This is a genomic window from Kitasatospora sp. NPDC004669, assembly GCF_040609455.1.
In the GTDB taxonomy this organism is placed as follows: Bacteria; Actinomycetota; Actinomycetes; order Streptomycetales; family Streptomycetaceae; genus Kitasatospora.
Window position 1 is genome coordinate 71,596 of the sequence record NZ_JBEXKB010000015.1, and the last position, 12,117, is coordinate 83,712.

Here is a 12,117-nt window from a genome sequence, read left to right on the forward strand (position 1 = left end):
CGGCTGTTCCCGATCCCCACTACCCACCGCGACGCGGAAAACCCCGTCCGCGACGGTGCCACCCACCAGGTCCGGTACGCCGGTGACCACCGCCCTGCCCGCGCCGGGCATCACCCGGCGTCTGATCGAGCGCTTCGCCCGCAGCGTCGCGGCGGGCGAAGCGCCGCACCGCGACCTGTCCGCGCTGACGCCGCGTGAGCTGGACGTGTTGCGGCTGCTGACGCGGGGCCGAGCAACGCGGAGCCGGCCGAGCGGTTCCAAGCCGACAGGCCCTCCGCGGCGGCGTCACCGGATCAATTCGTGATCGGCGGATTGGGCCGGGTCAGCCCTCGGTCGTAGGCGAAGATCACCGCCTGGACCCGGTCCCGGGCGCCGATCTTCCCCAGCACCCGGCTGACATGCGTCTTGACGGTGGATTCGGCGAGCACCAGGCGCTGGGCGATCTCACTGTTGGTCCAGCCGTGGGCGATGGCCACCAGGATCTCCCGTTCGCGCTCGGTCAGCGCGTCCAGCCGGGGGTCCTCGACCGGCGCCGAGCCGGGCGGGCGGACCGGCAGGTGGTGGGCGTAGGCGTCGAGCAGGCGGCGGGTGATCGCGGGGGCCACCACGGCGTCGCCCTCGGCGACCGCGCGGATCCCCGCGAGCAGTTCCTCCGGGCGCGCGTCCTTGAGCAGGAAGCCGCTGGCCCCGGCGCGGAGCGCGGCGTGGGCGTACTCGTCGAGGTCGAAGGTGGTCAGCACGAGGATGCGTGAGCGCCCGCCGGTGGCGACGATCTGGCGGGTGGCCTCTATGCCGTCCATACCGGGCATCCGGATGTCCATCAGCACGACGTCGGGCCGCAGGTCGGCGGTCAGCCGGACGGCCTCGGCGCCGTGGGAGGCTTCGCCGACCACCTCGGTGTCGGGCTGGCTCTCCAGCAGCATCCGGAAGCCGTACCGCTGCAACGGCTGGTCGTCCACGATGAGGACGGTTGTCACGTCGGGCCGCCTGTCCGGTCGGGGGTGAGGTCGAGTACGGCCTCCACGGTCCATCCTGCCCCAGGGCCGGGGCCCGCCGTGACGGTGCCGCCGTACAGGGCCGCGCGCTCGCGCATGCCGGCCAGGCCGTGCCCCTCGCCGGCCGGTCGGACCGGCCGGGGGCTGCCGCCGGGCGGGCCGCTGTCCTGAACACGCACCCGCAGCCGGGTGGCGTCGGCGGTCAGGGTCACGTGCGCCCGGGTCTCGGGGCCGGCGTGTCTGAGGGTGTTGGTGAGGGCCTCCTGCACGATGCGGTAGGCCATCAGCTGGACGCCGCGGTCGAGCTGGTCCAGGTCGCCGCCGACGGTGTACCGCACCTGGGGGCCGGCGGCGCGGATGCGGGCGCACAGCCCGTCGAGGTCGGCGATGCCGGGCTGGGGGTTGAACTCGGCGGTCCGGTCGCCCTGGTCGCGCAGCACGCCGAGCATCCGGCGCAGTTCGCCGAGCGCCTGGCGGCTGGTCTCGCCGATCAGCTGCAGCGCCTCCCGGCCGCGCTCGGGGGAGGCCTGGGCGGCGTAGGCGCCGCCGTCGGCGAGGGTGACGATGACGGAGAGGTTGTGGCCGATGATGTCGTGCATCTCCCGGGCCACCCGGGTACGTTCGGTGGCCGCGGCGAGGCGGCTGCGCTGGTCGCGCTCGATCTCCAGCCGGGCGGCGCGCTCGCGCAGCCCGGCGAGCTGGGCGCGGCGGATGCGCACCGCGATGCCGAGGGCGACGGCCGCGGTCGCGGCGCTGACCAGGAAGAACAGCGCGTCACCGACGGGCAGCCCACCGCCGGAGACCTCGACGGCGACCAGGGCCATCGCGCCGGCCATCACCACGCAGGACCAGGCCAGGTGCCGCAGCCGTCCGTGCAGGGCCAGGCTGTAGAGGGCGACCAGCAGGGCGGCGTCGGCGCGCAGGGCGACGCCGAACGACCACTGCAGCACGAACACCGCCATGATCGCGGCGAAGGCCTCGGTGGGGCGTCGGCGGCGCCACAGCAGCGGCAGGACCAGGCCCGCCTGGAGGGCCAGCATGGCCGGCAGCGGGGGGCGGAGCAGGACGACCCGGTGCTCGTGCGGGGGCTCGCCGTGGCCGGGGAAGAGGTCGGGGAGGCAGAACATCAGGAAGACCACCGCGACCACGGCGGTGTCCAGCACCCAGGGGTGGGCGCGGTCCGCCTCCCGCACCCGCTGGCCGATCCGGGCCAGCCTGGCGAACAGCGGGTGGCCGGACAGCGTGTCGGCGGCCACGAGCGGGCCGGTGGAGGGGGCGTGGTCCTCGCTCACCGGTGGCGTCTCCCTGGTGGTGGTACGGGTGGTGCGGCGCCGGTCGGTTCCGACGCCGCACCGGGAGTGTCTCAGGCCTCGGCCCGCTGACGGCCTCGGGCGGGGTGCGGGCCCGGGCGTCCGTGCGGCCTCAGGCGTCCGTACGGACCAGCCGTACGGCCGCGCCGGCCAGGGCGAGCACCGTCCAGCCGAGGAAGACCAGCAGTCCGGCCGTCGGCGAGAGGGTGGTCGTGTCGTGGTGGAGGGCGAACATCGCCTCGCCCGCGTGGCTGGGCAGGTAGGGGCTGATGTGGTCCTGCCAGGAACTGGGCAGCAGCGAGACCAGCCCGGGGATCAGCATCAGCGAGGCGACCAGCACCGAGATGCCGCCCGCCACCGACCGCAGCAGCGCACCGAGGGCGACCCCGATCACGCCGACCAGCCCGAGGTAGAGCCCGGCGCCCAGCAGGCCGCGGACCACCCCGGCGTCGGAGAGCGTCATCGCCGCCCGGGTGCTGGACAGGATGCCGCTGTCGGCCACGAACGTGGCGAACACCCCGACCGTGCCGAGGACCAGCGCGATCACGCCGTACACCGCGGCCTTGGACCACAGCACCGGCAGGCGGCGCGGCACGGCGGCCAGGGTGGAGCGGATCATGCCGGTCGAGTACTCGCCGGCCGCGACCAGCACACCGAGCACGCCCAGCGCCAGCTGGGCGAAGTTGGTGCCGAACAGGGACAGGCTCAGCGCGCTCGCGCTGGCGAAGTCCCGGTCCATCGGGCGGCCCGAGGTGATCCGCGACTTGAACTGGAACGCGGCGATCAGGCCGAAGGCGACCAGGAAGAGCAGCGCCAGACCGAGCGTGATCCAGGTCGAACGGAGCGACCACAGCTTGGCCCACTCGGAGCGCAGCACACGCAGCGCCGTCACCTTGTAGGCGGGTCGGGCGGGGCGCAGCTCGGCTGCCGCGGTCGGCTCGGACGTCACGACGGTACTCATGCCGCGCTCCTCGGGGTCTCGGTCTCGATGCGGGCGGTGGTGGTGCCGTGATACTCCACGGCGTCCCTGGTCAGGTCCATGAACGCCTCCTCCAGGGAGACCGTCCGGGCGGTGAGCTCGAAGACGGCGATGCCGTGCTCGGCGGCGGTGAGCCCGATCTCGCGGGCCGTACGGCCGGTGACCAGCAGTTCCTCGGAGCCGGACCGGCCGGTGATCTCCACGCCGGGCCCGGCGAGCGCCGAGCGCAGTCGGGCCGGGTCGGCGCTGGCCACCTTGACGACGTCGCCGCCGGCCTCGCGGATCAGGTCCTGCACGGTGGTGTCGGCCAGCAGTCGGCCGCGTCCGACGATGATCAGGTGGTCGGCGACCAACGAGACCTCGCTCATCAGGTGCGAGGAGACGAAGACGGTCCGACCCTCGGCCGCGAGGGAGGTCAGCAGGTTGCGGATCCACAGCACGCCCTCGGGGTCGAGGCCGTTGACCGGCTCGTCCAGCATCACCGTGGCCGGGTCGCCCAGCAGGGCGGCCGCGATGCCGAGCCGCTGGCCCATGCCGAGCGAGAACGCCCCGGCCCGCTTGCGGGCCACCGACTGCAGGCCGGTCAGCTCGATGACCTCGTCGACCCGGCGGCGCGGGATGCCGTGGGTGTGGGCCTGGGCCATCAGGTGGTTGAACGCGGAGCGGCCGGGGTGGATCGACCTGGCCTCCAGCAGCGCGCCGACCTCCTGCAGCGGCGCGGCGTGCTCGGCGTAGCGACGGCCGTTGACCCGTACCGACCCGCTGGTGGGCGCGTCCAGTCCGACGATCATCCGCATCGTGGTGGACTTCCCGGCCCCGTTGGGCCCGAGGAACCCGGTCACCGTCCCCGGCCGGACCGTGAAGTCCAGCCCGTCCACGGCGGTCTTCTCCCCGTACCGCTTCGTCAGCTGGTGCGCCTCGATCATCGCTCACCCTTACGCTCAGGGGCCGGTCCGTCCCGGCCGCCCACGCTTCCACGCTAGGTGCGGCCGGCGCCCGATCCGTGGCACCGCGGGCTGATCATCGGTCGGGGCGTAGTACCGCGGTACCACTCCGCCGCCCCACCCCCGGCCGCTCTGGCGCGAAATCCGGTTCCGCCGCCGCCCGCGGCCGGTCGAAGATGGGGCATGGACGCACCGAAGGTGCCCCTGCGACGGATGACGCCGTCGGCGTACGAGGCCGCGACCAGGCACCGCGAGGCCGCGGTGGTCCTCGAACTCACGAAGCGCATGCCTGAGGAGCCGGCCCGGGAACGCGTCCGCCGCGGCGGCTACGGGGTGTCGGCGATGTACCTGCACAAGGACGTGCAGCGGTGACGGACGGCGCGGGGGACCGTGACAGGGGCCCGGGGCCCTGCGGGGAGTGTGGTGCGCGGGACTGCGAGGGGCTGTTCCACGCGCTGTTGGCGTTGGACCACGCGCGGGAGGAGCCGTGGGGGCCGTTGCACGGGGTGTCGGTGTCGTGCTTCCTGCTGCAGCATCCGAGTCGGCTGCCGGCCGACAACGGGGCGAGGGCTCGGGAGTTCCTGCGGGCCCACCTCGACGGGGGCCTGGCCGAGGTGGACCGGCTGGTCGGGCGGGCGCGGGGGGCCAATTCGCACCGGGTGAAGGAGCGGGCGCCGGAGGCGGTGCGGGAGGCCCGGGTGGAGGCGCCGCAGGGCGGGTACGCCGTCACGATCGCGGAGGCCGCGGTCGACGGGACCTTCCCGGCCGAGGGCTTCCCGGAGCGGGTACGGGCCTGGGCGGCGACGGTGGGGGCGTGGGGGCGCTGCGGAACGTAGTCGCACCGGGACCCGGACGGGACGGTCGTGGTGCCGGGCCCTTGGTGAAGAAGATCAAGACCGACTCCTGACCGACACCGCCGTCGACGGCCGCCACCCCGCTCACGGTCAGCGCGGTCACCTCTCCCCCGAGCAGCGCCGAACGGCTCTGACCGGCCCCGATGGGCCCCGACAGGCGCCGGTCGCGGCCAGCGCCGATACTGGGGCCGCAACCCGAGGTGGCCCCGGCGGCCGGGTACAGCCGTCGAGGTGCCGCGGAACCGAGGAGTACACCGTGACCGGATCCGTTGTCGTCGGCTTCGACGGCTCGCCCGAGAGCCTCGCCGCCACCGAGTGGGCGGTGCGCGAGGCGCAGCGCCGCGGGCTCGGTCTCGAAGTCGTCCAGGCCTGGCCCTGGCCGAAGCGGGACGTGGTCGGCAGCGACCAGACCTACCACCGCGCCCTGGCGCACCTGGCCGACCGCGAGGCCGGACTGCGCGCCCTGGCGCCCGGGGTGCCGATCACCTCCTCGCCCGTGGCCGCCGACCCGGTGGAGGTACTGGAGACCGCTTCGCGGACCGCTGCCGTTCTGGTGCTCGGCTCGCGAGGGCTGGGCACCGTGCGCGGTTTCCTGACCGGTTCGGTGAGCCAGGAGGTGCTGCGCCGGGCCGCCTGCCCGGTGGTGCTGGTCCGGGCCCACGAGAGCGAGCCGACCGGTGCCGTGACGGTGGGCCTCGATCTGGCGCACCCCGCGCGGGAGGTGCTGGCCTTCGCCTTCGAGGCCGCCGCGTTCCGCTCGGCGCCGCTGCGCGTGGTCCACGTCTGGTCCCCGCCGGCCGGCAGCGAGTACATGTCCTACGGCGCCATCGGCGGGCTGGAGCACGAGGTCTCCGCCGTCGAGCGGACCGGGCTCGCCGAGGCCCTGGAGCCCTGGCGGGCCCGTCACCCCGAGGTGGAGGTGACGGACGAGCTGGTGCGGGGCAAGCCCGCGGTCACGCTGGTGGACGCGGCGGCGACGGCCCGGCTGCTCGTGGTCGGCCGCCGCACCCGGCACGCACCGCTGCGCCACCATCACCTCGGTCCGGTGGCACACGCGGTGATCCACCATGTGCGCTGCCCGGTCGCCGTCGTACCGTACGGCTGATCCAGAGGGAGGCGAGATCCCGTCCGCTACCCACGGCTGTTCGGCCCACCCTGGACGTCATACGTTTGACCTCCCTGTTTCGGCCCACCCCTGAGGAGTACGTCATGGCCGATCACACCCGCGCCCACCTGCTCGCGGCCATCGATCTCGCGGCCTCCGCCCGAGCGCACGGCAACCACCCCTTCGGCGCGCTGCTGACCGACCCCGACGGGAGCGTCCTGCTCACGGCCGAGAACACCGTGCTCACGGACCACGACGTCACCGCCCACGCGGAGACCAACCTGGTCCGACAGGCCTCCCGCGCCCTGGCCCCGGCACAGCTCGCCAAGGCCACCCTGTACTCCAGCACCGAGCCCTGCGCGATGTGCGCCGGCGCGATCTTCTGGAGCGGCATCCGCCGGGTGGTCTACGCGCTCGCCGCGACCGACCTGAACGCCATCGCCGGCGCGGACCCGGAGGAGCCGGTGCTCCACCTGCCGTGCCGCCAGGTCTTCGCGGCCGGCGGCAGCTCCGTGGAGGTCTCCGGGCCGCACCTGTTCGAGGAGGCCGCCGCGGTGCACACGGGGTACTGGAGCTGACCGGCCGAGCCGTCCGGGCAGCACCGTGGCCCGGTGCCCGGTACGGTGCCGGGCACCGGGCACCGGGCACCGGTCAGGCGAGGTGCCGCGCCCCGGGGCGTACGGCGACGGCGGAGCACGCCTGGGAGCCAGCGCCGACGACGGCACCGGCGCAGGCTGGAAGTAGCGAACCGGCGGACAGGCGGGAGCCCGCGATGGACACGACGCGACAGACGCCGGACGAGACCGGGGCATGGGTGGTCGCCCGCCCCGGCCCGGTCGGTACGGCGGGCCCGGGGCCGTTGCTCTGGGAGCGCCGGCCGCTGGCCGGGCCGGGGCCCGGGGAGATCCTGGTGGAGGTGGAGGCCTGCGGGGTGTGCCGCACGGACCTGCACCTGGCGGAGGGGGACCTCGTCCCCAGGACGCCGAGGTGCACGCCCGGGCACGAGGTGGTCGGCCTCGTCCGGGCGGCCGGATCCGGGGTCGAGGGATTCGCGGTCGGGGACCGGGCCGGGGTGGCCTGGCTGGCCCACACCTGCGGCAGCTGCACGTACTGCCGCACCGGGAGGGAGAACCTCTGCCCGGGCTCCCGCTACACCGGCTGGGACCGGCACGGCGGCTACGGCGAGCACGTGCTCGCCGACGCCCGGTTCGCCTACCGGCTGCCCGAGGGCCCGCCCGCCGAGGAACTCGCCCCGCTGCTGTGCGCCGGGATCATCGGCTACCGGGCCCTGGAGCGGGCCGACCTCCCGCAGGGCGGGCTCCTGGGCATCTACGGCTTCGGCGCGTCCGCGCACCTGACCGCCCAGATCGCCCTGGCCCGGGGCGCGCGGGTGGCCGTGTTCACCCGGGGTGCGGAGGCCCGACGGCTGGCCCTGGAGCTCGGTGCCGGTTTCGCGGGCGATTCCTACGACCCCGCCCCGGAGCCGCTGGACGCCGCCATCCTGTTCGCCCCGGCCGGCGAACTGGTGCCGGTCGCCCTCGCGGCACTGGACCGCGGTGGCACGCTCGCGGTGGCCGGCATCCACCTCAGCGACATCCCGGCGCTCGACTACCAGCGGCACCTGTTCCAGGAGCGCACGCTGCGCAGCGTCACCGCCAACACCCGGGCCGACGGCCGGGCGTACCTGGCGGAGGCGGCCCGGACCCGCCCGGCCGTGCATGTGCGCCGTTACCCGCTGCGGCAGGCAGACACGGCGCTCGCGGACCTCGCCGCCGACCGGGTGACCGGGGTCGCGGTGCTCGTCGCGGAGTGACGGAGCGACGGAGCGACGGAGCGACGGAGCGACGGAGCGACGGAGCTACCGAGTGACGCAGGAGCGGTGCCCGTCGGCTCCCCGTGTCTTACCGAAGCATGACGCGCCGACCGCTTCGGCCGGTCGGCCCGCCGCCGGGCGGTAGCGTCGCCGGTCATGAGGATTCTGGTCACCGGCGGCGCCGGGTTCATCGGTTCGGCGGTCGTACGGTCTCTGACGGCTGCGGGCCACGAGGTCCGGGTCCTGGACGCACTGCTGCCCGCCGTCCACCCCTCCGGGGCCGTGCCCGCCCTGCCGGCCGGCGTGGACTTCCGGCAGGGCGACGTGCGGGACGCCGTGGCGGTCGGGCAGGCGCTGGCCGGGGTGGACGCGGTCTGCCACCAGGCGGCGATGGTGGGCCTGGGGCTGGACCTCGACGACGCGCCCGCCTACGCGGGCTGCAACGACCTGGGCACGGCGGTCCTGCTCGCGGCGATGGCCCGCTCGGGCGTGCGGAGCCTGGTGCTCGCCGGGTCGATGGTGGTCTACGGGGAGGGCCGGTACCGCTGCCCGGTGCACGGCGACGTCTCGCCCGGTCCGCGCCGCCCGGACGCGCTGGACACCGGACGCTTCGAGCCGCCCTGCCCGCAGTGCGGCGCCGAGCTGCGCCCCGGGCTGGTGGCGGAGGACGCGCCGGCCGACCCGCGCAACGTGTACGCCGCCACCAAGCTGGCCCAGGAGCACCTGGCCGGCGCCTGGGCCCGCGCCTGCGGGGGCCGCGTCATGACGCTGCGCTACCACAACGTCTACGGGCCGGGGATGCCGCGCGACACCCCGTACGCCGGGGTGGCCTCGCTGTTCCGCTCGGCGCTGGCCCGGGGCGAGGCGCCGCGGGTGTTCGAGGACGGCGGGCAGCGCCGGGACTTCGTCCACGTCCAGGACGTCGCGGCAGCCAACCTCGCCGCGCTGGCCGCGGTCGCAGGCGGGCCGCCGGGCAGCTCCCGGGCGTACAACACCGGCAGCGGCGAGGTCCACACGGTCGGCGAGATGGCCGAGGCGCTGGCCGCCGCGTACGGCGGCCCGGCGCCGGTGGTGACCGGCGAGTACCGACTCGGCGACGTCCGGCACATCACCGCGGACTCCTCCCGGTTGCGCGAGGAGCTCGGCTGGCGGGCCCGGGTGGCCTTCGCGGAGGGCATGGTGGAGTTCGCGGCGGCGCCGCAACGCGTGTGACGTCGGGTCCGGGAGATCGGCTCCGGGCGGTCGACTCCGGTCGGTCGACTCCGGCCGGTCAGCTCCGGGCAGCCGGGAGGACGATCTCGAAGCAGCAGCCCCCGGCGGTGTTGCTGACCCGGGCACGGCCGGCGTGGGCCTCCACGATGCCACGGACGATGGCCAGCCCGAGTCCGGCACCGCTGCCCCCGCCGTCACCCCGCTCCCCCGGGGCGCCCGGGTCGGCCGGGCGGGGTGTGCGGGCGGGGCTGCCGCGCCAGCCCGTCTCGAACACCCGGGGCAGGTCCTGCTCCGGGATGCCGCCGCAGCCGTCGGTGACCGAGAGGACCACCTCGTCCGCCTCCCGACGGGCGGAGACGGCCACCACGCCGTCCTCGGGGGTCGAGCGGATCGCGTTGACCAGGAGGTTGCCGAGCACCCGGGTGATCTCCCCGCTGTCCACCTCGACGGGTTCGGCGGCGACCTGTCGGCCCTCCAGCCGGACGCCGCGCTGTCGGGCCAGCGGGTGGGCCCCGGCCAGCGCGTCGTCGACGAGGTCGTAGACGGACACCCGGGACAGCGACAGGGCCAACGCCCCCGCCTGGATGCGGGAGAGCTCGAACAGGTCGTCCACCATCCCGGTCAGCCGCTCGACCTCGGTGCGCATCCGCTGCAGGTACTGCTGGGGATGCTCGGCGACGCCGTCCTCCAGCGCCTCCGCCATGGCGCGCAGGCCCGCGAGCGGGGTGCGCAGGTCGTGCGAGATCCAGGCGATCAACTCCCGCCGGGAGCCGTCCAGGGCCTGGGCGCGGGCCCTGGACTCGGCCAACCGGGCGCTGGTGGCGGCGAGTTCCGCGCTGAGCTGGGCCAGCTCCAGGCCGAGCGGGGGCTCGGGCGCGGTGAACCCGGTGTCGCTGCCCACCGTCCGGGCGGCCGCGGTCAGCGCCCTTCCCCCGGCCGCGACCTGACGTCCGAGCAGTGCGGCGGTCGCCAGCGACACCACCGAGGCCATCGCCAGCACCGTGATCACCACCCCGAGGTCGTGCCGGGACAGGAACATCGCCTGGGCGACGGCGAAGGTCCCGGAGGTGACCGCCAGCACGGTGACGGCGGCGACGCAGAACAGCGACAGCGCGAGCGAGCGACGGCGCAGCAGCCGGACGGCCGCCCAGCCGAGCAGGCCCGCCCCGCCCGCGCCGAGCGCGGCGAACAGGGCGATCAGCAGCAGGTCCTTCACGCCGGGCCGCCCTGCTCCCCCGTCGCCGGGTCGTAGCGGTAGCCGACACCCCAGACGGTGGTGATCAGCGCCGGCGCGGCGGGGTCGTGCTCGACCTTCTCGCGCAGTCGGCGGATGTGGACGGTGACCGTGGAGAGGTCGCCGAAGTCCCAGCCCCACACGCGCTCCATCAGATCCTGCCGGGAGAACACCGTCTGCGGGTGCCGCAGGAGGAACGCCAGCAGGTCGAACTCCCGGAGCGTCAGGAGCAGTTCACGCCCGCCGCGGTGCGCCCGGCGGGCCTGCGGGTCGAGCGCGATGTCACCGGAGACCAGCTGCCCGGCGGGAGGCTGCGCGGGCGCGGACGCCCGGGAGCGGCGCAGCACCGACTGGACCCGCAGGACGAGTTCGCGCGGGCTGAACGGCTTGGTGACGTAGTCGTCCGCGCCCAGTTCCAGGCCCAGGATGCGGTCGGTCTCGTCGCCCTTGGCGGTGAGCAGCACCACGGGCAGGTCGGCGCCGTCCCCGCCGGTACGCAGCCTGCGCAGGATCTCCAGGCCGTCGATGCCGGGGAGCATGAGGTCCAGGACCAGCAGGTCCGGGCGGTGGGTACGGGCCAGGGCGAGCCCCTTCGGGCCGTCGGCGGCGCGGTCGACGTGGTGACCGGCCCGGGTGAGGTAGCCGGCGACCACCTCGGCCACGGTCGGGTCGTCGTCGATCACCAGGATGCGGCCGGGACGGGGTGGTCCGGCGGTGGCGGGGCTCTCGTTCACCTCGCCGAGGATACGAGGCGGCGACCGCGGCCGGGGCGCGCCGGGGGCCACGTCCGAATTCCGTAAGATCCCCCGGACGGTCCCGGCCGCGCGGACGTAGCACTTCCGTAAGGGCGCGGTTCGGCCCCGGTGGTACCCGCCACGGTTAGCGTGACCGGCGTGACTCCTTCCCTCCCCCCTCTTCCGATCGCCGACGTCGTCCTGCCGTGCCTCGACGAGTCCGCCGCCCTGCCGTGGGTGCTCGACCGGATCCCGGACGGCTGGCGGGCGATCGTGGTGGACAACGGCTCCCAGGACGGCTCCGCCGAGCTCGCCCGCTCGCTGGGCGCGACCGTGGTCGTGGAACCGCGGCGCGGCTTCGGCGCCGCCTGCCACGCCGGGCTGCGCGCCGCCACCGCCGACCTGGTCTGCTTCATGGACTGCGACGGTTCGCTCGACCCCGCCCAGCTCCCCCGGGTCACCGGCCCGGTGCTGGCCGGCGTCGCCGATCTGGTGCTCGGCCGCCGCCGGCCGGCCACCGCCGGCGCCTGGCCGCTGCACGCCCGACTCGCCAACACCGTCCTCGCCCGCGGGCTGCGGGCCCGCACCGGCGCTCCGCTGCACGACCTCGGACCGATGCGGGCCGCCCGCCGCGAGCGCCTGCTGGCCTTGGGCCTGGGCGACCGGCGCTCCGGCTACCCGCTGGAGATGGTCCTCGCGGCCTCGGCGGCCGGGCTGCGGATCGCCGAGATCCCCGTCGACTACCTGCCGCGCGCGGGCCGTTCCAAGGTCACCGGCACCCTGCGCGGCACCCGCCAGGCCGTCCGCGACATGCGGGCGGTGCTGGCCGCGCCGCCGCCCACGCTGCTGGTGATCGCCAAGGCGCCCGTCCCCGGCCGGGTGAAGACCCGGCTCACCCCGCCCTTCAGCCCGTCCCAGGCGGCGGACCTCGCCGAGG

Annotated in this window: 13 protein-coding genes and 1 pseudogene; 8 read left to right on the forward strand and 6 right to left on the reverse strand. The window is 75.3% G+C overall.

Features of this window, described 5'->3' with window-relative positions:
- Positions 1–82: 82 nt before the first annotated feature.
- On the forward strand, positions 83–304 hold the full coding sequence (locus ABZW30_RS15435) for a hypothetical protein (protein WP_355671588.1): 222 nt from the start codon (positions 83–85) through the stop codon (positions 302–304).
- Here ABZW30_RS15435 and ABZW30_RS15440 read toward each other — a convergent pair.
- From ABZW30_RS15440 to ABZW30_RS15455, 4 genes are all read right to left on the reverse strand, one after another.
- Positions 294–977, reverse strand: a complete 684-nt coding sequence (locus ABZW30_RS15440) for a response regulator transcription factor (RefSeq protein ID WP_355671589.1) — start codon at positions 975–977, stop codon at positions 294–296. The genes ABZW30_RS15435 and ABZW30_RS15440 overlap by 11 nt on opposite strands.
- The gene (locus ABZW30_RS15445) at positions 974–2,251 is read right to left on the reverse strand and encodes a sensor histidine kinase (RefSeq protein WP_355671677.1); all 1,278 of its coding nucleotides are present in this window, start codon (positions 2,249–2,251) and stop codon (positions 974–976) included. The genes ABZW30_RS15440 and ABZW30_RS15445 overlap by 4 nt, the downstream gene beginning before the upstream one ends.
- A gap of 166 nt (positions 2,252–2,417) precedes the next feature.
- A complete protein-coding gene (locus ABZW30_RS15450) occupies positions 2,418–3,266 on the reverse strand; it encodes an ABC transporter permease (protein WP_355671590.1) in 849 nt (282 codons plus the stop codon).
- On the reverse strand, positions 3,263–4,210 hold the full coding sequence (locus tag ABZW30_RS15455; protein WP_355671591.1) for an ATP-binding cassette domain-containing protein: 948 nt from the start codon (positions 4,208–4,210) through the stop codon (positions 3,263–3,265). The genes ABZW30_RS15450 and ABZW30_RS15455 overlap by 4 nt, the downstream gene beginning before the upstream one ends.
- 201 nt (positions 4,211–4,411) lie before the next feature.
- Here ABZW30_RS15455 and ABZW30_RS15460 point away from each other — a divergent pair, with 201 nt between their 5' ends.
- The 6 genes from ABZW30_RS15460 to ABZW30_RS15485 all read left to right on the forward strand — a co-directional run bounded on the left by ABZW30_RS15460 (position 4,412) and on the right by ABZW30_RS15485 (position 9,212).
- Positions 4,412–4,600 (forward strand): hypothetical protein, encoded by a 189-nt coding sequence (locus tag ABZW30_RS15460; protein WP_355671592.1) that lies wholly within the window; start codon positions 4,412–4,414, stop codon positions 4,598–4,600.
- An 86-nt stretch (positions 4,601–4,686) separates the two neighbouring features.
- Positions 4,687–5,064 (forward strand): DUF5946 family protein, encoded by a 378-nt coding sequence (locus ABZW30_RS15465; RefSeq protein WP_355671593.1) that lies wholly within the window; start codon positions 4,687–4,689, stop codon positions 5,062–5,064.
- Positions 5,065–5,338: 274 nt separating this feature from the next.
- Positions 5,339–6,187, forward strand: a complete 849-nt coding sequence (locus ABZW30_RS15470; RefSeq protein WP_355671594.1) for a universal stress protein — start codon at positions 5,339–5,341, stop codon at positions 6,185–6,187.
- 104 nt (positions 6,188–6,291) lie between these two features.
- Complete coding sequence (locus ABZW30_RS15475) at positions 6,292–6,765, forward strand: nucleoside deaminase (RefSeq protein WP_355671595.1); 474 nt, start codon at positions 6,292–6,294, stop codon at positions 6,763–6,765.
- A 194-nt stretch (positions 6,766–6,959) separates the two neighbouring features.
- Positions 6,960–8,000 (forward strand): zinc-dependent alcohol dehydrogenase family protein, encoded by a 1,041-nt coding sequence (locus tag ABZW30_RS15480; RefSeq protein WP_355671596.1) that lies wholly within the window; start codon positions 6,960–6,962, stop codon positions 7,998–8,000.
- A gap of 156 nt (positions 8,001–8,156) precedes the next feature.
- Entirely contained in the window at positions 8,157–9,212 is a 1,056-nt protein-coding gene (locus ABZW30_RS15485; RefSeq protein WP_355671597.1) for an NAD-dependent epimerase/dehydratase family protein, read from the forward strand.
- Positions 9,213–9,270: 58 nt separating this feature from the next.
- Here the strand turns inward: ABZW30_RS15485 and ABZW30_RS15490 are convergent, their stop codons facing one another.
- Together ABZW30_RS15490 and ABZW30_RS15495 are read right to left on the reverse strand one after the other, a co-directional pair.
- Entirely contained in the window at positions 9,271–10,428 is a 1,158-nt protein-coding gene (locus tag ABZW30_RS15490) for a HAMP domain-containing sensor histidine kinase (protein WP_355671598.1), read from the reverse strand.
- Positions 10,425–11,180, reverse strand: coding sequence for a response regulator transcription factor (locus tag ABZW30_RS15495; RefSeq protein ID WP_355671599.1), 756 nt, complete (start codon positions 11,178–11,180; stop codon positions 10,425–10,427). Before ABZW30_RS15495 ends, ABZW30_RS15490 begins: the two co-directional genes overlap by 4 nt.
- A gap of 159 nt (positions 11,181–11,339) precedes the next feature.
- On the opposite strand from ABZW30_RS15495, the pseudogene ABZW30_RS15500 reads away from it, so the two are divergent.
- Positions 11,340–12,017 (forward strand): annotated as a pseudogene (locus tag ABZW30_RS15500) (glycosyltransferase family 2 protein); the annotation flags it as partial.
- Between the last annotated feature and the right edge of the window lie 100 nt (positions 12,018–12,117).